A 21,534-nucleotide genomic window follows, 5' to 3' on the forward strand; every position below is an offset into this window, starting at 1 on the left:
TCAGGCGTCGTATTGCGTTGTGCTGTCGGCGGCGATCAGCGCGAGCCCGGATAGCACGAGTGAGTCGTGCCGAGTATGCGGTACTTTCAGCGCGCTCGCCACTTCGTCCACCGCGCCCCCGCCGATTACCAGCCGCACCGGCACCTGCCATTCGTCCTGCAGGTCGCGCAACGTCCGCTCGACCAACCCCGCCTGGGCCAGCGTGCAACCGGCGGACAGGGAGCGCGGCGTATCGGTCGCGAAGAAGAGGCCGCGGCGCGACGCGTCGGGCGCGCGGTCGTCATCCACAAGCAGGCCGCGGGCCGCGGCGGCGTCGAGCGTTGGCAGTTGCGCGGTGTGCTCGCCGAGCGAACGCATCATCAGCGTCCAGCCAGGCGCGATCAGACCGCCGACAAAGCAGCCGTCCGCCCGCAAAGCCTCGAGCGTGGTCGCCGTGCCAAACGTCGCGATCAGCAGATGCTCGCCGGGAAACGCTGCGCGCGCGCCAATCATGCCGGCCCAACGGTCGCTGCCGAGCGTCTGCGGCGCGGTGTAGCGGTTACTCACGCCACATTGCTGCGAGCGCGCGCGGATCGTCGTAAGCGGCAGGTGCGGCCAGTGCGCGTCGAGCAGCGCTGCGATTCGCGCGGCCACCCCTTCGCCGGCGACGTTGGACAGCCAGGCGCCGGCCGGGGTCGGCAAGCTCGACCAGTCGGGGCGATCGGCGCCGCCCTCGCTTGCATGGGCCAGCGCGCCGGCCGATAGCTGTGTGCCGTCCGCGCGCACCAGCGCCCACTTGATCCGGCTATTGCCTGCGTCGATCAGCAGATAAGGCGCGCCGTTCGTCATGCGGCACCGTCGGCCAGCCGCAGCGAAACGTCGCCGGTTGCAATGGTCTGGCGGCCGTTCGCGGTATCGAGCAGCAACTGACCGCGCTCGTCTACGCCCGCCGCCACGCCGCGCGCCAGTTCCTCACCCTGTTCGAGCAAAACGACTTCGCGGCCCGCGTACGCATGTACGGCATTCCAGCGCGCCTGGAACGGTGCAAACCCTTCGGCGCCGAAGCGTTGCAGTGCCGGTTCGAGCGCGTTCAGTTCGGCGGCGAGCGTGTCGGTGAGATTGGCGTTCGGCAGCGCGCGTTGCAGCGCGGTCGGCACGGTGCCGCGCGCTTGGGGCGGCGTGCCGGCATTGAGCGCGCCGACCTGGGCCGCCAGTTCGTCGGCGCCCTTCACATTCGTGCCGATGCCGATCACTACGGCGCTCGCGTCGTCGGTATTCCACGCGGTTTCGATCAGGATGCCGGCCAGCTTGTCGCCTTCGAGCAGCACGTCGTTCGGCCACTTCAGCGCGATCTGACCGGGACCTGCGACCGGCAGCGCGCGCAGCCCGTCGACCAGCGCGACGCCCACGGCAAGGCTCAGTCCCGCGAGACCTTCGAGCGGACGCGGCAGCACGCAAGCGACCGAAAACAGCAGCGCATTGCCCGGCTCGGCATACCACGGACGGCCCCGGCGGCCACGGCCGGCGGTCTGCAGATACGCGACCCGCACGATCGGCCGCGGCAGTGCGCCGGCTTGACGCGGCAGCGCCTTGACGCGCGCCATCAGGTCAGTATTGGTCGAGCCGGTTTCTTCGACGATTTCGATCGGCCAGTCATGCGCATGCGCGCCGAACAGCGCAACCGCGCGCTCGCGGTCGATGCGCCAGTCGGCGCCCATGGGCGCGTTGGGCGCGGCCCGGGGAGGGGTCTTGGAAGCGTTCATGGCGCATATTGTAGCGACAGCGAACTCCGTGAGGTTCGAGCAGGGCCTATCTGCTGTGCGTTCGCTACAATGGCCGCTAATCCGATAACCAGTTTCTCGCGATCCTTGAACTACGACACTCCGCCCGGCCTGGAAGTGGCGGCCGGCAGCCAAGGCAAGATCGTCCGGCTTTCGGGCCAGTGGACGGCGCTCGCGCTCGCGCGCGACCGCGACACTGGGCATGTGATCCCGCTGCTGCGCTCGCTCACGGGTGCCCAGGGCATTGGCCAGTGGGACCTGTCGCGGATCGACCGGATGGATCACGTCGGCGGCCAGGCGCTGTGGCGCGTGTGGGGCCGCCAGATGCCGCCCGACACCACGCTCAACGATACGCAGCGCGATATCTTCGAGCGCATCGCGTTGCTCGACACGGTGCGCGAGAAGCCCGAGCCGATCGTCAAGTTCGACCCGTTCACCCGGCTCGGCCTCGCCATCTTCTCGTTCTCCGAACACCTGTATGGCGGTGTCGCCATGCTCGGGCGCGTCGTGCTCGATCTGCTGAAGATCCTGCGCAACCCGGGAATGACGCCGTGGACCGAGATCTCCGCGAACGTCTACAACGCCGGTGCACGCGCGCTGCCCATCACCGCGCTGGTCGCGTTCCTGATCGGCATCGTGCTCAGTTACCTGTCCGCGCAGCAGTTGCGGCTCTTTGGCGCGAATCAGTACATCGTCAATATTCTCGGGCTGGCGGTGATCCGCGAGCTCGGCCCGGTGCTCTCGGCGATTCTGGTGGCGGGCCGCTCAGGCTCGGCGATCACCGCGCAGATCGGCGTGATGCGCGTGACCGAGGAACTCGACGCGATGCGGGTGATGGGCATCCCGCACGGCCTGCGCCTGATCCTGCCGCGCGTGGTCGCGCTCGGCGTGGCGATGCCGCTGCTCGTGATGTGGACCAACATCGTCGCGCTGACCGGCGGCGCGGTCGCGGCCAAGGTCGTGCTCGGCATCGACATGAGCTACTTCGCACGCGCGCTGCCGGGCGTCGTGCCGATCGCGAACCTGTGGATCGGCCTCGGCAAGGGCGTCGCGTTCGGCATGCTGGTCGCGCTCGTCGGCTGTCACTTCGGCTTTCGCATCAAGGCCAATTCGCAGAGTCTCGGCGAGGGCACGACGACCTCGGTGGTCACCTCGATCACCATCGTGATTCTCGCGGATGCCGTGTTCGCGATCCTCTTCCAGAACGTGGGGCTCGGATGATCGCGCCGCTCACCCAGGCCGTACGCGGCCAGCCGTTACCGTCGATCGCCGGGCCGGTGATCGAAGTGATCGACGTCACCAAGCGCTACGGCCGCAACATCGTGCACCAGCATCTGAATCTGGACGTGCGGCGCGGCGAGATCATGTCGATCGTGGGCGGGTCGGGCTCGGGCAAGACCACGCTGGTACGGCAGATTCTCGGCCTTGAACGGCCATCCTCCGGCACCATCAAGCTGTTCGGCGAGGACCTCGCGACCATCTCGCCGGAAACCGCGCTCCTGATGCGCAGCCGCTCGGGCATGCTGTTTCAGCGCGGCGCGCTGTTCTCGTCGCTGTCGGTGTTCGACAACATCGCGCAGCCGGTGCGCGAACTGGGCACGGTGCCCGAGGACCTGCTGCGCGACATCGTCATGCTCAAGCTGGAGATGGTCGGCCTGCCGTGCAAGCATGCGTCGAAGATGCCGTCGGCGCTGTCGGGCGGGATGATCAAGCGCGTCGGCATTGCCCGCGCGATCGCGCTGGAACCCGAGCTGCTGTTCCTCGACGAACCGACCGCCGGGCTCGACCCTCAGGCGTCCGATGAATTCGTCGAACTGATCTCCGCGCTGCATCGCGCGCTGGGTCTGACGGTGGTGATGGTCACGCACGACCTCGACACCATGATCGCGCTGTCGACCCGGGTCGCCGTGCTGGCCGATCGCAAGGTGCTGATCGCCGCGCCGGTCGAAGAGGCGGCGGGCCTCGATCATCCGTTCGTCCGCGAATATTTCCTCGGTCTGCGTGGGCGCCGCGCGTTGCAGGCGCTGCCGCCGGAGCGCCGCGCGAAGCTGCCGCGCGCGGCGCTCGCGCCGGCGTCGTCGGAATTGCCGCTGTGAACCAGGAATCCTGACAATGGAAAACAAATCGCACGCTTTCTGGGCCGGACTGTTCACGATCGTCCTGCTGCTGGCCATCGCGGCGGCCGCTTTTCTGTTCAACATCGACCGTTCCGTGCGCGTGCCCTACGACCTGATCGCGCGCACCAACGTGACCGGGCTGTTTGCCGATGCCGCCGTGCGTTACCGCGGGCTTGATGTCGGCAAGGTGCAGTCGATCAAATTCGATCGGAGCCATCCGGGCCAGATTCTGGTTCGCATCCTCGTCGACACGAACGCGCCGATCACCCATTCGACGTTCGGCAGCCTCGGCTTCCAGGGCGTGACCGGCATTGCTTTCATCCAGCTCGACGACACCGGGCACGATCCGCGGCCGCTGCCGTCGTCGATTCACGATGTGGCGCAGTTGCCGATGCGTCCAGGCTTGCTCGACCAGTTGCAGCAGCGCGGCGACATCATGCTGCGCAAGCTCGAAAAAGTCGCCGACGACGTGAACAACATACTGTCGCCGGAGATGGCCGCGCAGTTGCTGGGCACGGCGGCGAGCCTGCAGAAAGCCGCCGACGGCGTCGCGACCCTGACCCGGCAGATCGCGCCGGTTACCGCGAGGCTGCCCGGGACGATCGATCAGCTCGATCGCACGCTGGCGTCGACGAACCAGCTCGTCACCGGCCTGAACCGCCCCAACGGACCGCTCCAGACCAACCTCGACAAGGTCGGCACGGCGGCGCAGCAGGCCGGCGACGCGCTCAACTCGATGAACGGCACGTTGCAGGAGCTGTCCGCTCGAGTGAGTTACGACACCTTGCCGCGCGTCAACGCGCTCGCGGAGGACGTGCGTTCGGCGGCCCGCTCGGTGGATCGCGCGGCGGACACCTTCAGCTCCAGCCCGCGCAGCGTGCTGTTCGGCGCGCCTGCCGCGGCGCCCGGCCCGGGCGAGGCCGGCTTTGCGTGGCCCGCCGCCCGAGCCGCGCGCTGAACCCCAAGCTTCAGAAAGGAACGATCTCATGTCGCGCTCGATTCAACGGTTGTGGTCCTCGGGCGCCGCTGCGGCGGTGCTGCTCGCGTTCGGCGTGCTGGTGGCGGGCTGCGCGGGCACAACCGCGGGGGGCGCGGACATTCGTTACGACTTCGGTCCGCCGGGCGTGGCGGCGTCGGCCGCCTCCTTGCCCGCCGTCAAGGTGCTCGACGTAAGCGCGCCCCCGGTGCTCGAGTCCGACCGGATGATTTACCGGCTCAGTTACGCCGATGCGCAGCAGACGGGGGCTTATGCGAACAGCCACTGGGCCATGACGCCGTCGCAGTTGCTCACCCAGCGTCTGCGCGGCGCGCTCGGTTCGCACGGCACCGTGCTGACGGGCGCCGACGGCGTGGCCGCGCCGGTTCTGAAAGTCGATCTGACGGAGTTCGAGCAGGTCTTCGACAGTCCGACTCAAAGCCACGCGGCGATCGGCGCGCGCGCCACCCTCGTTCGCAACGGCAAGCTGGTCGGCCAACGCACGTTCAGCGCCCAAGCACCGGCGGCTTCTACTGACGCGGCCGGCGGTGCGCGCGCGCTCGCCACGGCCAGCGACGACCTCGTCGCGCAGATCGCCGCGTGGCTCGGCGCACAGGCGACGGTCGCCGCGCAATGACCGGGCGGCAGCGCACGCAACGGAGCGCTGCATGAGCGAAAGACCGTGGCTGCGCCAGCCGTCGGTATTGGCGCGGCAAGCGCTCGCGCTGTATGCCGCGCTGATCGTCTACGGTTCCTGGTATCCGTTTTCGGGCTGGCGTTCGCTCGGCCTGTCGCCGTTCGCCTTTCTGTTGGACCCGATGCCGCAGTACCTGACGGCGTTCGACGTCGTCACCAACGTAGTCGGCTATATGCCGTTTGGCGCGCTGGTGGTACTCGCGATCTATCCGCGCTGGCGGGGTCCGCTGGCGGTCGGCGCGGCCTTCGTGCTCGGCGCGCTGCTGTCCGGCACGATGGAGGCGGTGCAAACCTATCTGCCCATGCGCGTCGCTTCCAACCTCGATCTGTCCGCCAACACGCTCGGCGCGCTGCTCGGCGCGGCGATCATGTCACCGGCGACCGGCGCGCTGCTCGATCGCGGCTTGTTGCGGCGCATGCGGCTGCTGTGGTTCGAGCGCGACCGCGCGGCGCTCGCGTGTCTGGTTGCCGCATGGCCGTTCGCGACGATGTACCCGGCGCCGCGCCTGTTCGGTCTGGGCAACTGGCCGCGCGCGCTGTGGTTGCGTTTCGATTCGACGACCCAGGACGCGCTGCTCGCATGGACGCCTCCCGGCTGGCACGTCGCCGCATGGCCGGCACTCGCCGCGGCGTGGCTGCCCGAGGACGCGTGGGAAGCCGTGATCACCGCGCTCAACCTGTTCGCCGCGCTCGCGCTGGCTTCGCTGCCGGTGCGCCGCCGGGCGCCGCGTGTGCGTCTTCTGCTGCTGTTCATCGTGATCACGTTGTGCGTGAAAGCGGGCGCCACCTTTCTGCAATCGCAGTCGGGCCTCACATTCAACTGGGCGACACCGGGCGGGCTCGTAGGGCTCGGCTGCGGCACGGCTGCCGCGCTCGTCGCGCTGCGTCTGCGGCGGCGCACGCGCGCGGCGCTCGCGGGCGCCGCGTTGGCGCTCGCGCTGGCGTTCGTGAATCTGCTGCCGGTGAATCCGTATTTCGATGTCGTGCTGGCCGACTGGCGACAAGGGCGGTATCTGCACTTCAACGGGCTCGCGCACTGGCTCGCGTGGACCTGGCCGTATGCGGCGCTGGTGTGGCTGGCATTTGTCGCCGAGCAGGCGTGGCTTAAGCGGCCCGCGAAGCGCGCGTGACTTGGGCGCGCGATGTGCGCGAGGCGGGTGTGAGCACGGTCTCAAATATGGGCAAACGCGCGTGAGATGCGCCCGCGATGTGCGTCGGACATGCGCCATTGCTGCCTCAGATGTGCACGAGCCTGTGGTGCGTGAGCCGAGCGCAAGCGTCCACAGAAGTGCGCGTAAGATGGGCCCGCCGCGTGCGCCGGACGTGCGCTGGCACTGCCTCGGACATGCGCGAGCCGTGCGCATGGGGTGCGCCAGCGAACTGATGCGGCTTCCGGCCACGCCACAAGCGCGGCTGAGCCGCAGCGCGGCCACGGTCCGTGTCGGCGGTCATCAGCCCCGCTCGCTATAATCGTCCGCGCAACAGGCGCGCTTATGGCGTCATCGTCCTCCCTTACAGTCTCGCCCCGGACATCATGGACTCCTTCTACAAGTACCACGTCTTCTTCTGCCTGAATCAGCGCGACCCCGGTGCCGAGCGTCCGAGCTGCGCGAACTGCAACGCGCAGCATATGCAGGAGTACGCGAAAAAACGCGTGAAGAAACTCGGCCTCGCCGGCCCCGGCCAGGTGCGCATCAACAAGGCCGGCTGCCTCGACCGCTGCGAGCTCGGCCCGGCACTCGTCGTATATCCCGAGGGCGTCTGGTACACGTATATCGACGAGAGCGACATCGACGAGATCGTCGACTCCCATCTCGCGAACGGAAAGATCGTCGAGCGTCTGAAAATCGATCAATAAGCCTCGCCATGAACGTACACACGAAGAAGTATCTGATCGACGGCCCCGTCGGCAAGATCGAGCTCGCGCTCGACTTGCCCGACGAGACGCGCGAGAACGGCGCCGCGCCGCGCGGCATCGCGCTGGTCGCGCATCCGCATCCGCTGTTCGGCGGCACGATGGACAATAAAGTCGCGCAGACGCTGGCGCGCACGCTCGTACAGCTCAACTACGTGACGTACCGCTCGAATTTCCGCGGCGTCGGCCAAACGCAAGGCGAACACGACGCGGGCATCGGCGAGCGCGACGATCTGCGCGCCGTGCTCGATCACATGCGCGCCGAAGCCGGGCAGCACGATCTGCCGCTGGTGCTCGCGGGCTTTTCCTTCGGCACGTTCGTGCTGTCGCATGTGGCTGCGCAGCTGCGCGAGGAAGGTCGGCAGGTCGAGCGGATGGTGCTGGTCGGCACGGCGGCCAGCCGTTGGGACGTCGCGCCCGTGCCGCAAAACACACTCGTGATTCACGGCGAACTCGACGAGACGGTTCCCATTCAATCCGTGTACGACTGGGCGCGTCCGCAGGAACTGCCGGTGGTCGTGATACCGGGGGCTGAACATTTTCTGCATCGCAAGCTGCATGTGCTCAAACGGATCATCGTCGACGCCTGGCGATGAGCCGTACGCCGCGTGCGTTTTCCGGGGGTACAGGTGCGCGCAAACGCAAATTAATCGCGCCACCGTGCGCAAGTTTGGCGGAATAGCGCGCGTATAATGAGCGCTCTTTTTTGGGCGCAGCGCCGCCCAGCCGGCAGTTCGCGCGACGCGTGAGGTCCTTTCGCGCGCAGCGGTGCCGGTGCGAGGCGTGCTGCGCGAACCGATCGCGTCGCCGTAAGTCCAATGGGCGCCCGCCGTTTACGGCCAGACGCCCGCTGACCGGCTCTTCCAAACTATGCGCCCTGCGCGCGATGTATTTTTCCGCACCCATCGACCCTATGCGTTTCTCCTCCACCACCGGCCGCACGTCATTCCCGTCAGTTGCTTCCTTCGTTCCCATCCAGCTCAGCCGCGCGCTCACGCTCGGCATCGTGTTGCCGGCGACCCTCGTCGCCAGTAGCGCGTTCGCGCAAGTGCCGCCGCCGGCGGTGAACGCGCGCTCGTGGGTCCTCGTCGACGCCACCAGCAACCAGGTGCTCGCCTCCGGCAATGCAGAGGAACGCGTCGAGCCGGCCTCGCTGACCAAGCTGATGACCGCGTATCTCGTCTTCGAAGCACTGCAGACGAAAAAGATCACGATGGACCAGACGGTGATGCCGAGCGAAGCGGTGCGCCGCGTGCACACCGACGAATCGCGCATGTTCGTCGAAGCGAACAAGCCGGTGACCGTGCACGATCTGGTGTACGGCATGATCGTCCAGTCCGGTAACGACGCGGCGATCGCGCTGGCCGAACTGGTCGGCGGCAGCGAAGCGCAGTTCGTCAACATGATGAACACCGAGGCCCAGCGCCTCGGCATGACCCACACGCATTTCGCCGACGTCAACGGCATGCCCGACGCGCAGCACTACACGACGGCGGGCGACCTCGCGGTGCTGTCGGCGCGCCTGATTCGCGACTTCCCCGACTACTACAACATCTTCTCGGTGAAGGAATTCACGTACAACAAGATCAAGCAGCCGAACCGCAATCGTCTGCTGTGGATCGACCCGAGCGTGGACGGCCTGAAGACCGGCCACACGCAGGCGGCGGGCTACTGCCTGATCGCGAGCGCCAAGCGTTCGCTGCCGGGCACGGCCGACGCATCGCGCCGCCTCGTATCGGTGATGATGGGCGAGACCAAGGAGCACGACCGCGTGCAGGACAGCCTGAAGATGCTGAACTACGGCTACACCGCGTATGACACGGTGCGTCTGTACAAGGCGAACCAGGTGGTCGGCACGCCGCGCGTCTACAAGGGTGCGCAGGACAGCGTGCAGATCGGCGTGAAGAGCGACCAGTACATCACCGTGCCGAAGGGCATGGGCGACAAGGTGAAGCCGCAGATCGAGCAGATCGATCCGCTGGTCGCGCCGATCGCGAACGGTCAGCAGGTCGGCACGGCGAAGCTGGTGGCCGACGGCAAGGTGCTCGCGCAGTTCCCGGTGGTCGCGTTGCAGGCCGTGCCGCAAGCGGGCGTGGTGGGCCGCGTGTGGGATTCGCTGATGCTGATGTTCAACAAGAAAAAGTAAGAGCCGTTCGCCATGACCGCTGTTTCCGATGTTTCGCTCGACCCGATCGTTTATCTGAATGGCGAGCTGGTGCCGTTGTCCGAAGCACGTGTGCCGGTGCTCGACCGCGGCTTTATTTTCGGCGACGGCATTTACGAAGTCGCGCCGCTGTATGCGCCGCTGTTCGAGCATCACAGCGGCCGCACGGCCTTCCGGTTGCCGCAGCACCTCGCGCGGCTCGCGCGCTCGGTCGGCAAGATCGGCATCGCCAATCCTTTCGACGATGACGGCTGGCGCGAACTGATCGAGCGCGTGGTCGCGGCCAACGAGGCGCACGGCGGTCTACCCGCAGAGCAAGACGCGATTGCCTATATCCAGGTCACGCGCGGCGTGGCGAAGCGGGCCCACGCATTTCCGGCCCGCATCCAGCCCACTGTATTCGTGATGGTCACGCCGCTGCATTTGCCGGACGCCACGCAGCGCGCGCAAGGCGTGTCATGCGTGAGCGCCGAAGATCGCCGCTGGCTGAATTGCGACATCAAGTCCGTGTCGCTGCTGGGCAACGTGTTGATGGCGCAATACGCGGCCGAAAACGACGCGTTCGAGACGATCCAGTTTCGCGACGGCATGCTGACCGAAGGGTCGTCGTCGAATGTGTGGATGGTGAAGAACGGCGTGTTGTCGGCGCCGCCGCGCAGTCACAAGATTCTCGAAGGGATTCGCTACGGTCTGATCGAAGAACTGACGGGCGAATGCGGGATCCGCTTCGAAGCGCGTGAGATTACCGAAGCCGAGTTGCGCGGGGCCGACGAGATCATCGTCAGTTCGGCCACCAAGGAAGTGCTGCCGGTCACCCGGCTCGACGGCCAGCCGGTAGGCGTCGGCAAGCCGGGTGCGGTCTTTGCCGCGCTGTATGCGGCGTATCAGCGCGCCAAGGCGAAGGAAGCGCAGCAAGGAGCAGAGCATGAATCCCGCGAACGACTCACTGTTTGATTTTCCCTGCGATTTCCCGATCAAGATCATGGGCAAATCGCATCCGGAGTTCGCCGAGACCATCATCACGGTGGTGCGTCAGTTCGACGGCGAAGTCGACGCGTCGCGCGTTGAAACGCGGCCGTCCAGCGGCGGCAACTATACGGGCCTCACGGTCACGGTGCGCGCCACGAGCCGCGCGCATCTGGACGATATCTATCGCGCGCTGACCGGCCATCCCATGGTCAAGGTCGTGCTGTAAAGCAGCGCGAGATACGGCGTGTCATGGCGCGACGCGCAACGCGTTGGCCGCCAGACCGGCGCTTGCGGCGGGCCTCGCCTCGCAAGCCCGGTCGAACAACTGCTTGAATCTTCCCACCTCGTCGAACACCCAGTCGTGGAACGCCTTGACGCGGGCGGCTCCCAGCATTTGCGGCGGGCAGATGAAGTAGTACTGCCATGGGCTCGGGGCATCCACGTCGAATAGCCGCACAAGGCGGCCCGCGGCGATTTCGTGCATGGCCAGCGAGCGGCGCGTGAGCGCGACCCCTTGACCGTCGATCGCCGCCTGCAGCAGATTCGAAGAATCCTGATACAGCACGCCCCGTTTCGGCTCGGGCCAGTCGGCGAGGCCGGCGGCGTCGAACCACGGGCGCCAGAGTTCGTCGTCGGAACGCAGCAGCGGGACGTTGGCGAGATCGGCCGGGGTTTTCGGCAGATTGCCGCCGTTGAAATCAGGCGCGCAGGCGGGAAAGAAAGTCTCTTCCAGCAGCAGTTCCGCGTGCAGCCCGGAATATTTGCCGAAGCCGAAACGGATCGCGACGTCCACGTCGTCGCGTGCGAAGTCCGTTAGCGCATTGGTGGACAGCAGTTCCAGATCCCATTGCGGATGCGCTTCGATAAAGCTGCCGATGCGCGGCGTCACCCAGCGCGCCGCGAACGACGACAGCATCGACACCACGAGGCGCCGCTCACGGTCGCCGGCGCGGATCTCGCGGGTGGCGTCGGCGAGCGAGAGCAGCGCGGTGCGCACGCGCGTCGCGTAACGCCGGCCGGTTTCCGTGAGCCGCACGCGTTTGCCGTCGCGCGCAAACAGCGAGACGCCTAGCTCGGCCTCGAGCGCGCGAATCTGGTGGCTGACTGCACCGTGGGTCACGAACAGTTCGTCGGCGGCGCGCGAGAAGCTCTCATGGCGGGCGGCGGCTTCGAATGCCTTGATCGCGTTCAGGGCGGGGAGTTGACGGAGGTCCATCGCAATATTTCTCACATAGAGGTGAAAATTGATCGTTTTGCGCCGACCCTTGCTACGCCTACGATTGTAGCCATGAAACGAACTTTGGCGAGGGCATCATGCGAGAAATTTCCTCTAGCATCGCGTTTGAAATTCGTAACGGCGAAACGCTGGCGATGAAGGTTGCACGCAGCACCAAGCTGGTCGTGCATGGCGGGGCCATCTGGGTGACACGCAGCGACGACGTCGAAGACTACTGGCTGCAACCCGGCCACACGCTGCGGCTGCGGCGCGGCGAGCGGCTCTGGCTGAGCGCGGAGGGCAGCACGCCCTCGAAGGTCGTGTTTTCCGTGCCGACGCGTTGCGACGAACGCGCGCTGAACTGGCTCGCGCGTGTCGGCGAGCGGCTGCTGATGCGCATGCGTGGCGGCTGGCGCACGGTCTGAGGCGCTCCGCTCGAGGCGCTTGAGCAGCGGCCGCGCGGGCCCGGTCAGACGGCGCCGCGGTGCGGCCCTGAGCGGCGCGTCTACGCCCTTACGATCGACGTCGCTCATTCGCGCCCCAGCCAACGCGCACCGCGACGCTGCCGGCGCGGCCCGGCACGGGCGATGCCCTCATGCTCGGCGCGGATTGCCAGACTTCGGTAAACTGCCGGGATCATGTGCGCCAGCCCGGTTTCCCTGTCTCTCTTGCCCGCCACGGCGCCGCTCACGCTGCGCTGGCGCGGCTCCGAACCCTACGAAGTCAGTTTCGAGGCAATGCGCGCGTTCACCGACGCCCGCACCGCCGACACCCCCGACGAGATCTGGCTGGTCGAACACCCTCCCGTCTTCACACTGGGCCAGGCCGGCGATCCAGCCCACCTGCTGGCCGCCGACAGCGGCATCCCGCTCGTCAAGGTCGACCGGGGCGGCCAGATCACCTATCACGGGCCCGGCCAGGTGATTGCCTACCTGCTGCTCGATTTGCGCCGCCGCAAACTGATGGTGCGCGAGATGGTCACGCGGATCGAGCAGGCCGTGATCGACACCCTGGCGGCGTATAATCTCGCCGGAGAACGCAAGGTTGGCGCCCCCGGCATCTACGTGGCGCCGGGACCTGACGCCGGGCGCCACGCCGGCGCCAAGATTGCGGCGCTGGGCTTGAAAATCCGCAACGGCTGCAGCTATCACGGCGTGAGCCTCAACGTGCAAATGGACTTGCGGCCGTTTCTGGCCATCAATCCATGCGGCTACGCGGGGCTCGAAACGGTCGACATGGCAACGCTCGGCGCTGCCGCCGGCTGGGACGACGTGGCCCGCACCCTGGCAACATGCCTCACCGCAAACCTCGACGGCAGTCCCGCGGCCGTCGCCCCATCACAGGCCGGTACGCTTACCGCCTGACTGGATCCGAACGAATGACTGACGTTACCGCGAACCTCGCAACTTCTCCCGCGCCCGAAGGCGTGCCGGCTTCCGCCGCTGTCTACGACGCCACCGCAAAGCAGAAGGCGCAAGCCAAAACCGCCCGCATTCCGATCAAGATCGTTCCGATCGAAAAGCTGAAGAAACCGGACTGGATTCGCGTCAAAGCGGCAACCGGCAATTCGCGCTTCTACGAAATCAAGCAGATTCTGCGCGAGCACAATCTGCACACCGTGTGCGAAGAGGCGAGCTGCCCGAATATCGGCGAATGCTTCGGCAAGGGGACCGCAACTTTCATGATCATGGGCGACAAATGCACGCGCCGTTGCCCATTCTGCGACGTCGGCCATGGCCGTCCCGATCCGCTCGATGCGGAAGAACCGGGCAACCTGGCGCGCACCATCGCCGCGCTCAAGCTGAAGTACGTGGTGATCACCAGCGTCGACCGCGACGATCTGCGTGACGGCGGCGCGGCGCACTTCGTCGAATGCATTCGTCAGACGCGGGAGTTGTCGCCGGAAACGCGCATCGAAATTTTGACGCCCGATTTTCGGGGCCGTCTGGATCGCGCGATCGGCATTCTGAACGCCGCGCCGCCCGACGTGATGAACCACAACCTTGAAACCGTGCCGCGTTTGTACAAGGAAGCGCGTCCGGGTTCGGACTACGCGCATTCGCTGAAGCTGCTCAAGGACTTCAAGGCGCTGCATCCGGAGGTCGCCACCAAGTCGGGCCTGATGGTCGGTCTCGGGGAAACCGAAGAAGAAATCCTGCAAGTGATGCGTGACCTGCGCGAGCACGACGTGGACATGCTGACGATCGGCCAGTATCTGCAGCCGTCGGAACACCATCTGCCGGTGCGCTCGTACGTGCATCCGGACACCTTCAAGATGTACGAGGAAGAAGCGTACAAGATGGGCTTCGCGCACGCGGCTGTCGGCGCGATGGTTCGTTCCAGCTACCACGCCGATTTGCAGGCGCATGGCGCGGGTGTGGTCTGAAGGTTTAGCCCGTTGGCTGCTTTACCGGTTGTCATGAAAGCCCGCACGCGTTGCGGGCTTTTTTATGCGCCCGGCGCCTGTCCCCCGAGCGGCATCGCCGGATAGGTCACATTGCCAAATCCGTCAGTCGGCGGGTTATGCGCCCTCGCGCTGAGCCGAAGCGCGGAACGCCCCGACGAGCTTGTCGACGATCCGCTCGAGCGCCGCATGCTCGTCGTCGCTGAGCACAGACAATAACTCCGCTTCCAGTGCACGCCCGAGTTCGTCGCTGGCCGCGCGCGTGCGCTTGCCGGCGGCAGTCGGCCAGAGCTGGAAATGGCGCGCATCGTCCGGATGGATTGTCCGCCGCACCTGCTTGCGCTCGATCAGGTCCGCCATCAGCTTCGATAGCAGCGTCTTTTCAATCAGCGTTTGCTCCCGCACCGCCGTCGCCGTGATGCCCGGTTCGTCGCAGATGATCCGCAGCACGCGCAGCGAGCGCACGTCCAGGCCGCACGCGGGTTTGTACACCGCATTGGCACGACTGATCATCTCGGTCTTGATCAGGTCCAGTTTGAACGTGAGGTACTGGGCAAACTTCATGTCTTGGGCGGCAACGCCGGCTTTCGGTTTGGCTGATGACATACCGCTGGGGGTTATCCGGTTCGGGGGAGCGGGGAGCGCCTTGGGCGCCGCACCTGCGGTCCGCCCATCCATCCAGATGATAGACGAAGCTTCGTGGCGGCAGCGATCCGTACGTAAAAGAATCAGTTGAAATTTTCAACTACCGATGTTTCTGCATGAAACTGGTTCTGTCTCGCTGCGGCGTGGGAGCGAAAGTATGTTTCCGGCCCGTGTGCGCTCGACAGATGCTGCGCTGACGTACAACCTTGCAGTGCTGCTGCTCGGCGGGCTCGCGCCGTTCATCGACACGTGGCTCGTCAAAGTCACGGGCGGCAATATCGCGCCGGTGTACTACGTGCGGTGTAGCCAGTCTGCTGCTTCTGACAGGAATGGATGTCGGCGAACTGCGGGCGCGGGCGGTGTCTTAGGAGCAGTGTTGCTCGATGCCCGGGCCGCCCGCTGACCCTCAACAGCCGAACGCGAGCCGCTCACAATTCACATAGGCGAAGACTCAAACGCACAAAATTACAATAAGCCTGAAATGTGCAACACTACGGTCATATACGCCCCGATGCGCGTTCGCGCGGCATGCGGTTCGGGTAATGGCAGCTGGAACGGATGCGCAGTGGCTCATGTTGATTCTCTTAAACCTTCTGGCCGGCGTCGCGCTTCTCGTGTGGGGCTCGCACATCGTGCGCACCGGCATCCTGAGGGTGCTCGGCGCCGATTTGCGCGGCGTGTTGGGGCGCAGTGAGGAAAAGAAAATCGCCCACCGTCTGTCGTTCTCCGAAGAAGGGCTGGGCGAGCTGGACGACTTGCAGGCGCGGCTGGTCAGCAATCTGCAACTGGGGTTGTCCGTGTTTCTCAACAACGATCTGCGTTGCGCCGAACGTCTGCTGACCGAGAAAGAGCGGTTTCGCGACCTCGAACGCGCGTATTCGTACCGCCATCTGGACCGGCTTGCCGGCCAAACCTTGCGCAGTATCGAGACCAGTGCATTGCATCTCGACCTGATCAGCGACATGAAGCGGCTGAATTCGCTGTTTTGCTCGACCGCCTATCCGGTGCTCGACGCGGCCGGCGCGCTGCACGATACGCGCTTGCGCAAGCGAGCGCTCGACGTGATGCATGTGAAGGAATGAGCGCCGCGCGTCAGGCCAGAACGAGCTGCGGCAGTTTTCTTTTCAATGCGGCACAACCGGCGACGTCGGCCGCTTTCCGGTTGGTGACGAGCACGTCGATCTTCTCGACCGAACAGTAGGAAATGCGGCTGCGCTGGCCAATCTTGCTGTAGTCGGCGAGGATCGCCACGCGGTCCGCATTGGCGACCATCGCGCGCGCCACTTCCGTTTCGGCGTGATCGTAGTGGGTCGCGCCATGCCGGTGATCGATGCCGACCGGCGACAGCAGCGCGAGATCCGCGCGATAGCGCTGGACATCCAGCACGGTGCTCGCGCCGGTGGTCGCCAGCGCGCGGCTGCTGATCGAACCGCCGAGCAGGATCACATCGTTCGCCGGGTCGGTTTGCTCGGCCGGGCCGCGCAGTTTCATCGCGACCTCGATTGAATTGGTGACGATGGTCAGGTTCGCCAGTTTCGCCAGTTCTTCCGCCAGCGCCGTAGTCGTGGTGCCCGCATCGATGAAAAGCGTCTGGCCGCTCGCGATCAACCCGACGGCCGCATGGGCGATGGCCGTCTTCGATTTGACGCGCATGTGGATGCGCTCGGCAATGGGCGCTTCGTCGGCGGGTTTGATCGCGCCGCCGTGCACGCGCCGCAGTTCACCGAGCGCTTCGAGATCGAGCAGATCGCGCCGCACGGTTTCGCGCGATACCCCGAGGTCCGCCATGATCCGCTCGGTCGACACGCGTTGCAACGTGGAGAGCAACGCGCGAATTCTCTGATGACGGTCTGCCTGCCACATGCCTGTTGCCTCGATGAGCGTGCGCGCCGATGCGCTGGGTGCGGACGTATCCGTACGATGTCAGCGTACTACTTCCGCCGGATCGTGTTGTACTTTTTGGGCGGGTTGTGAATTTGTGTATTCTGCGTATGCCTATGCGCAGCCGCGATCTCGCGTTTCGTTGCGCTGCGCTTGCTATCGCCGCGATTGCCGAAGCGCGATACTACGGCCGGGCACTCGCGCGCGAGGCCGGCAATGCTGCGAGAGCAAACTCAACCGATCTAGCTGAATGAACGGAAGGTGTCGGGACGTGACAAATGCAATAGATCGCGGATCTTCCGCACAATGGCCGTATCCGCGTATGGTCGCGCATCGCTGCGGCGGCACGCTGGCACCGGAGAATACGCTGGCCGGCTTTGACGCCTGTGTGCGCTACGGCTACACGATGGTCGAATTCGACGCCAAGCTCTCCGCCGACAACGAACTCTTTCTGCTGCACGATGACACGCTGGAGCGCACTACCAGCGGCCACGGCGCCGCCGCCGACCACACCTGGAAGCAACTCGCCGCGCTGGACGCGGGGGCCTGGCGCGCCGCGCAATTCGCCGGCACGCGCCTCGCGACGCTGGCCGATGCGGCGCGGCGGTGCGCGCGCGACGGCATCGCCGCCAACATCGAGATCAAGCCGTGCCCGGGTCGCGACGCGCTGACGGGGACGCTGATCGGAAGGGGCGCGTCGACACTGTGGCAAGGGCAAACACCGCCGCTGCTGTCGTCGTTTTCGGTGGAGGCGCTGGCCGCGGCGCGCGAGGCCGCGCCATCGCTGCCGCGTGGCATGCTGTTCGAACAGGTGCCGGCGAACTGGTTGCGCATCGTGCGCGAGCTGGAGTGCGTGTCGTTGCATGCGAGCCACCGGTATCTGAGCGAGCCGCTCGTTACGCAAATCCGTGCCGCCGGACTGCGGGTGCTGGCCTATACGGTGAATGATCCGGCGCGCGCCCAAGTGCTCGCGCATTGGGGCGTCGATATGATCTGCACGGATCGCCTCGATCTGTTGCCGCACGACATGTTCGCCTCGCCGGCTTGAAAAGGTGAGAGCGTGCGGCCGGCACCGTCATTCCAATGTTCGAGTGCGTCGGGTTTTCCCGCAGGCATCGCTGCGATCAATTCCGGATTCCCCGACGGCGCCAGTCCGGGTTTCCGGAATCCCGGACGGTCTCCGACTTCCAGAGACAAAAACCGCTTAATAATCAAACGACTGCGCAAATAACGCGGCTGGCATCGAGCTTGCAGAATAGATCACGGCCGCAACGGCCCCACAACTAAAGCCAGGAGACAACGATGTCCGATTTCCCTTCCCGTTTTTTCTAGATTCGTCATCTTGTCGCGGCCTATTGCCGTGCAGGCGTGACGAATCCTCGTTCGCGTGATGCGCAGAGTGGCAGGCCTCAAGTCCACCCTCCTCAAGCAGGAACCATCGTGAAGAAACCTATCCATAAAGTGCTGTACGTCCAGGTGATCGTGGCGATCCTCATCGGTATTGCACTCGGGCACTACTACCCGAACCTCGCCGTCGACATGAAGCCGCTCGGCGATGGCTTCATCAAGCTCATCAAGATGGTGATTGGTCCAATCATCTTCTGTACGGTTGTGACGGGCATCGCCGGCATGGAAGACATGAAGAAAGTCGGGCGCGTGGGCGGCAAGGCGCTGCTGTACTTCGAAATCGTCTCGACCTTCGCGCTGTTGCTCGGCCTCGTGGCGACGCACGTGCTACGGCCCGGCGCCGGCTTCAACATCGACCCGGCCACGCTCGACGGCAAGGCAGTCGCCTCGTATGCCGCGAAGGCGCACGGTCAGAGCTCTGTCGACTTCCTGATGCATCTGATCCCCGACACGCTCTCGTCGGCGTTCGCTCAAGGCGAAATCCTGCAGATTCTGCTGGTCGCGCTGCTGTTCGGCGCCGTCCTCGCGACGGCCGGTGAGAAGGGCAAGGTCGTCACGAACTTCATCGAGGGTTTGTCGCATGTGCTGTTCGGCATCGTGCGCATCATCACGAAGCTGGCGCCGATCGGCGCTTTCGGCGCGATGGCATTCACCATCGGCAAGTACGGCATCGGCTCCCTGCTGCCGATGCTCAAGCTGATCGGCACGTTCTATCTGACCTCGATCGTGTTCGTGGTGGTGGTGCTCGGTGCGATCGCTCGCCTCGTGGGCTTCAACATCCTGCGCTTCGTTTCGTACATCAAGGAAGAGATGTTGATCGTGCTCGGCACGAGCTCGTCCGAAGCCGCGCTGCCGCAACTGATGCTCAAGCTCGAAAAGCTCGGTTGCTCGCGCTCGGTGGTGGGCCTCGTGGTGCCGACCGGCTACTCGTTCAATCTCGACGGCACCAACATCTACATGACGATGGCCGTGCTGTTCATCGCCCAGGCGACCAACACCGACCTCACGTGGACGCAGCAGCTCACGCTACTGGCGGTGACGATGTTGACCTCGAAGGGCGCGAGCGGCGTGACGGGCGCGGGCTTCATCACGCTGGCCGCGACCCTGGCGGTGGTGCCGACCATTCCGCTGTCGGGTATGGTGCTGATTCTCGGCATCGACCGCTTCATGAGCGAATGCCGCGCGCTGACCAATATCGTCGGCAACGGCGTGGCGACGGTCGTGGTCTCGGCATGGGAAAAGGAGCTGGATCGCAACAGGCTGAATGCCGCGTTGCATGGCGAGGTGTCGGTCAAAGAACCGGCCGGCGCCTGAGCCTAGCCGCTTCAGAGTCCCGCTTCAGGGTCCTGCTGTCACGGCTGCGGAGGCCCGCCATGAACCCGGGTGGTCTGCGCCGACTCACTGCGCCCGCGGCCAGCCAGGCTAGCGCCGCTGGCGCGCCACCTTGTGCCACAATGTCCGATCTCTACCGACCGGACCTGACCAACGTGACGCGCCGCTTGCTGATCCTGTTCGCGCTCGTGGCCGGGCTCGTGGCAGCCTGCTGGCTGACCTACAGCGTCGCGTGGCAAACGGGGATCGACAACCTGCGGCGCAACGCCGCCGCGCGCGTGGAGCGCACCGCCAGCACGCTGAAAAGCACGCTGGAGCGCTATGAATCGCTGCCGTATCTGCTCGCCGAGCATCCCATCGTGCAGCAGGCGCTGGTCGATCCGAGTCCGGCCAACGTCGAGCGTGCCAATCTGTATCTCGAAGACCTCAACCGTCACGCGCGGGCGACGGTCACGTACATCATCTCGCTCGACGGCTATTGCGTCGCCGCCAGCAACTGGCGCGGGCCAGGCAGCTTTGTCGGCGCCGACTATCAGTTCCGGCCGTATTTTCTCGACGCGGTCGACGGCCGCGTGGGGCGTTTCTTCGGCATCGGCACGATTTCCCAGGCGCCGGGCTACTACATCTCGCAGCCCGTGCGCCGCGACGGCGAGATTGTCGGGGTGGCGGTCGTCAAACTCGATCTGGAGTGGTTCCAGGGCGCCGATGCGTCAGAGCCACTCGTCGTCACGGACGATCACGGTGTGATTTTTCTGTCGTCGGTGCCGACGTGGAAGTACCACACGATACGGCCGCTATCCGGGCAAGTCGCCGATTCGATCTACCAGGCGCGTCAATACGCGCAGCAGCCCATTGCCCCGCTGCCGGTGACGATCGAGCGCAAGCTCCAGGACAACGCACAGATCGTGCGCATCGGCGGCGGCCGGCAGGCGCCGCGCTTTCTTGCGTCGCGGCGCGGCATGGGCGAGCCGGACTGGCATCTGATCACGATGGCGCCCGTCGATCCGGTCGACGCCGACGCGCGTAAGGCGACCATCGTCACCGGTTTCGGCTATGTCTGCATCGTGTTGCTCGGGTTTTACTGGCGCATGCGCCGCGCTCGCGTCCACGAAATGATGCGCAGCCGCGCATTGTTGCAAAAGGCCTATGCGGAACTGAACCAGCGCGTCGCCGAACGCACCGCGGACCTCTCCGAAGCAAACGAACAGCTGCAAAAAGAAGTGGCCGAACGCACGCGCGCCGAGCAGGAATTGCGTGCCGCGCACGACGAGCTGATCCAGGCGAGCAAGCTCGCCGCGCTCGGTCAGATGGCGGCCGGCATCACGCATGAACTGAATCAGCCGCTGGCGGCATTGCGCGGTTTCTCGGACAACACCCGTGTGCTGCTCGAACGCGGCGACCATGCGTCGGCTCGCGAGAATCTCGAAGCGATCGCCGCGCTCACCGAGCGCATGGGCAAGATCACCAACCAGTTGAAGCTCTTCGTCGGCCGGGCGCGGCCGCGCAATGCGCGCGCGCCGGTCATGCGGGCGCTTCGCAACGTCGTCGGGCTGCTGCAGAAGCGTTTGCAGGGCGCGCAACTCGGGTTGAGCCTGCTGGATGCGGCGAGCGGCGCGCGCACGCCGCTCCGTCTCGCCGACGACCATCCCGAACTGATCGCGCATTGCGACGATCTGCGGCTCGAACAGGTGCTGATCAACCTGCTAGGCAATGCGCTCGACGCGACTGCCGGCGTAAACCCGCCGCGCATCACGATCGAGATCGAAGTCGCGGAGGCGAACCTGTCGTTCGCGGTCAGCGACAACGGCCCCGGCATTCCCGACGACGTCCTGCCGCGCCTGTTCGAACCTTTCTTCACGACCAAGGAGATGGGCCAGGGACTGGGGCTCGGGCTTGCCATCTCGTCGTCGATCGCACGAGATTGCGGCGGCACGCTGGTTGCGCGCAACGCGCCGGAGGGCGGCGCATCATTCGTGTTGACGCTGCGCCGCGCGCGCGTGCAGACGAGCCACCCGGCGGACCCGCTAACCGCAGGTTCCTGAACCCAGATGG

At 65.6% G+C, this 21,534-nt stretch carries 22 protein-coding genes and 1 pseudogene; 18 read left to right on the forward strand and 5 right to left on the reverse strand.

Annotated features, from left to right (window positions below; genetic code table 11):
• Together ABQJ48_RS21440 and ABQJ48_RS21445 are read right to left on the reverse strand one after the other, a co-directional pair.
• Positions 1 to 828, reverse strand: coding sequence for a type III pantothenate kinase (locus ABQJ48_RS21440; protein ID WP_367840005.1), 828 nt, complete (start codon positions 826 to 828; stop codon positions 1 to 3).
• A complete protein-coding gene (locus ABQJ48_RS21445) occupies positions 825 to 1,742 on the reverse strand; it encodes a biotin--[acetyl-CoA-carboxylase] ligase (RefSeq protein WP_367840006.1) in 918 nt (305 codons plus the stop codon). The genes ABQJ48_RS21440 and ABQJ48_RS21445 overlap by 4 nt, the downstream gene beginning before the upstream one ends.
• 105 nt (positions 1,743 to 1,847) lie before the next feature.
• Between ABQJ48_RS21445 and ABQJ48_RS21450 the strand changes: the two genes are divergently transcribed.
• The 10 genes from ABQJ48_RS21450 (at position 1,848) to ABQJ48_RS21495 (ending at position 10,823) form a co-directional block, all read left to right on the forward strand.
• Positions 1,848 to 2,981 carry an MlaE family ABC transporter permease gene (locus tag ABQJ48_RS21450; RefSeq protein ID WP_367840007.1) on the forward strand — a complete coding sequence of 378 codons (1,134 nt, stop codon included), beginning with the start codon at positions 1,848 to 1,850 and terminating at the stop codon, positions 2,979 to 2,981.
• Positions 2,978 to 3,856 (forward strand): ABC transporter ATP-binding protein, encoded by an 879-nt coding sequence (locus ABQJ48_RS21455; protein ID WP_367840008.1) that lies wholly within the window; start codon positions 2,978 to 2,980, stop codon positions 3,854 to 3,856. The genes ABQJ48_RS21450 and ABQJ48_RS21455 overlap by 4 nt, the downstream gene beginning before the upstream one ends.
• Before the next feature lie 16 nt (positions 3,857 to 3,872).
• A complete protein-coding gene (locus ABQJ48_RS21460; RefSeq protein WP_367840009.1) occupies positions 3,873 to 4,835 on the forward strand; it encodes an MlaD family protein in 963 nt (320 codons plus the stop codon).
• 28 nt (positions 4,836 to 4,863) lie between these two features.
• Positions 4,864 to 5,490 (forward strand): ABC-type transport auxiliary lipoprotein family protein, encoded by a 627-nt coding sequence (locus ABQJ48_RS21465; RefSeq protein ID WP_367840010.1) that lies wholly within the window; start codon positions 4,864 to 4,866, stop codon positions 5,488 to 5,490.
• Positions 5,491 to 5,521: 31 nt separating this feature from the next.
• Complete coding sequence (locus tag ABQJ48_RS21470; RefSeq protein WP_367840011.1) at positions 5,522 to 6,679, forward strand: VanZ family protein; 1,158 nt, start codon at positions 5,522 to 5,524, stop codon at positions 6,677 to 6,679.
• Positions 6,680 to 7,083: 404 nt separating this feature from the next.
• Positions 7,084 to 7,407: a (2Fe-2S) ferredoxin domain-containing protein gene (locus ABQJ48_RS21475; protein WP_367840012.1), complete on the forward strand. Its 324-nt coding sequence runs from the start codon at positions 7,084 to 7,086 to the stop codon at positions 7,405 to 7,407.
• A gap of 8 nt (positions 7,408 to 7,415) precedes the next feature.
• Complete coding sequence (locus ABQJ48_RS21480; protein WP_367840013.1) at positions 7,416 to 8,060, forward strand: alpha/beta hydrolase; 645 nt, start codon at positions 7,416 to 7,418, stop codon at positions 8,058 to 8,060.
• Positions 8,061 to 8,377: 317 nt separating this feature from the next.
• Positions 8,378 to 9,610, forward strand: coding sequence for a D-alanyl-D-alanine carboxypeptidase family protein (locus ABQJ48_RS21485; protein WP_367840014.1), 1,233 nt, complete (start codon positions 8,378 to 8,380; stop codon positions 9,608 to 9,610).
• Between the two features lie 12 nt (positions 9,611 to 9,622).
• Entirely contained in the window at positions 9,623 to 10,582 is a 960-nt protein-coding gene (locus ABQJ48_RS21490) for a D-amino acid aminotransferase (RefSeq protein ID WP_367840015.1), read from the forward strand.
• Positions 10,554 to 10,823, forward strand: coding sequence for a DUF493 family protein (locus ABQJ48_RS21495; protein WP_367840016.1), 270 nt, complete (start codon positions 10,554 to 10,556; stop codon positions 10,821 to 10,823). The genes ABQJ48_RS21490 and ABQJ48_RS21495 overlap by 29 nt, the downstream gene beginning before the upstream one ends.
• A 21-nt stretch (positions 10,824 to 10,844) precedes the next feature.
• Here ABQJ48_RS21495 and ABQJ48_RS21500 read toward each other — a convergent pair whose 3' ends face one another.
• Positions 10,845 to 11,813, reverse strand: coding sequence for a transcriptional regulator GcvA (locus ABQJ48_RS21500; protein ID WP_367840017.1), 969 nt, complete (start codon positions 11,811 to 11,813; stop codon positions 10,845 to 10,847).
• Between the two features lie 98 nt (positions 11,814 to 11,911).
• On the opposite strand from ABQJ48_RS21500, the gene ABQJ48_RS21505 reads away from it, so the two are divergent.
• From ABQJ48_RS21505 to lipA, 3 genes are all read left to right on the forward strand, one after another.
• A complete protein-coding gene (locus tag ABQJ48_RS21505) occupies positions 11,912 to 12,238 on the forward strand; it encodes a DUF2917 domain-containing protein (protein ID WP_367840018.1) in 327 nt (108 codons plus the stop codon).
• Positions 12,239 to 12,451: 213 nt separating this feature from the next.
• Positions 12,452 to 13,177: a lipoyl(octanoyl) transferase LipB gene (gene lipB / locus ABQJ48_RS21510; protein ID WP_367840019.1), complete on the forward strand. Its 726-nt coding sequence runs from the start codon at positions 12,452 to 12,454 to the stop codon at positions 13,175 to 13,177.
• 14 nt (positions 13,178 to 13,191) lie between these two features.
• Positions 13,192 to 14,199 (forward strand): lipoyl synthase, encoded by a 1,008-nt coding sequence (lipA, locus tag ABQJ48_RS21515; protein WP_367840020.1) that lies wholly within the window; start codon positions 13,192 to 13,194, stop codon positions 14,197 to 14,199.
• 135 nt (positions 14,200 to 14,334) lie between these two features.
• Here the strand turns inward: lipA and ABQJ48_RS21520 are convergent, their stop codons facing one another.
• Entirely contained in the window at positions 14,335 to 14,895 is a 561-nt protein-coding gene (locus ABQJ48_RS21520) for a MarR family winged helix-turn-helix transcriptional regulator (RefSeq protein ID WP_367840021.1), read from the reverse strand.
• Positions 14,896 to 15,019: 124 nt separating this feature from the next.
• Here ABQJ48_RS21520 and ABQJ48_RS21525 point away from each other — a divergent pair, with 124 nt between their 5' ends.
• Both ABQJ48_RS21525 and ABQJ48_RS21530 read left to right on the forward strand, forming a co-directional pair.
• Positions 15,020 to 15,265: a hypothetical protein gene (locus tag ABQJ48_RS21525; RefSeq protein ID WP_367840022.1), complete on the forward strand. Its 246-nt coding sequence runs from the start codon at positions 15,020 to 15,022 to the stop codon at positions 15,263 to 15,265.
• Positions 15,266 to 15,545: 280 nt separating this feature from the next.
• Positions 15,546 to 15,944 (forward strand): annotated as a pseudogene (locus tag ABQJ48_RS21530) (Na/Pi cotransporter family protein); the annotation flags it as partial.
• Positions 15,945 to 15,954: 10 nt separating this feature from the next.
• Here the strand turns inward: ABQJ48_RS21530 and ABQJ48_RS21535 are convergent.
• Positions 15,955 to 16,725 (reverse strand): DeoR/GlpR family DNA-binding transcription regulator, encoded by a 771-nt coding sequence (locus ABQJ48_RS21535; RefSeq protein WP_367840023.1) that lies wholly within the window; start codon positions 16,723 to 16,725, stop codon positions 15,955 to 15,957.
• Between the two features lie 289 nt (positions 16,726 to 17,014).
• Between ABQJ48_RS21535 and ugpQ the strand changes: the two genes are divergently transcribed.
• The 3 genes from ugpQ (at position 17,015) to ABQJ48_RS21550 (ending at position 21,524) form a co-directional block, all read left to right on the forward strand.
• Entirely contained in the window at positions 17,015 to 17,791 is a 777-nt protein-coding gene (gene ugpQ / locus ABQJ48_RS21540) for a glycerophosphodiester phosphodiesterase (RefSeq protein WP_367840024.1), read from the forward strand.
• Positions 17,792 to 18,183: 392 nt separating this feature from the next.
• Positions 18,184 to 19,464, forward strand: a complete 1,281-nt coding sequence (locus ABQJ48_RS21545; protein WP_367840025.1) for a dicarboxylate/amino acid:cation symporter — start codon at positions 18,184 to 18,186, stop codon at positions 19,462 to 19,464.
• A gap of 140 nt (positions 19,465 to 19,604) precedes the next feature.
• Positions 19,605 to 21,524 (forward strand): sensor histidine kinase, encoded by a 1,920-nt coding sequence (locus tag ABQJ48_RS21550; RefSeq protein WP_367840026.1) that lies wholly within the window; start codon positions 19,605 to 19,607, stop codon positions 21,522 to 21,524.
• Positions 21,525 to 21,534 lie beyond the last annotated feature (10 nt).

The organism is Paraburkholderia suaedae, assembly GCF_040812055.1.
Taxonomy (GTDB): domain Bacteria; phylum Pseudomonadota; class Gammaproteobacteria; order Burkholderiales; family Burkholderiaceae; genus Paraburkholderia.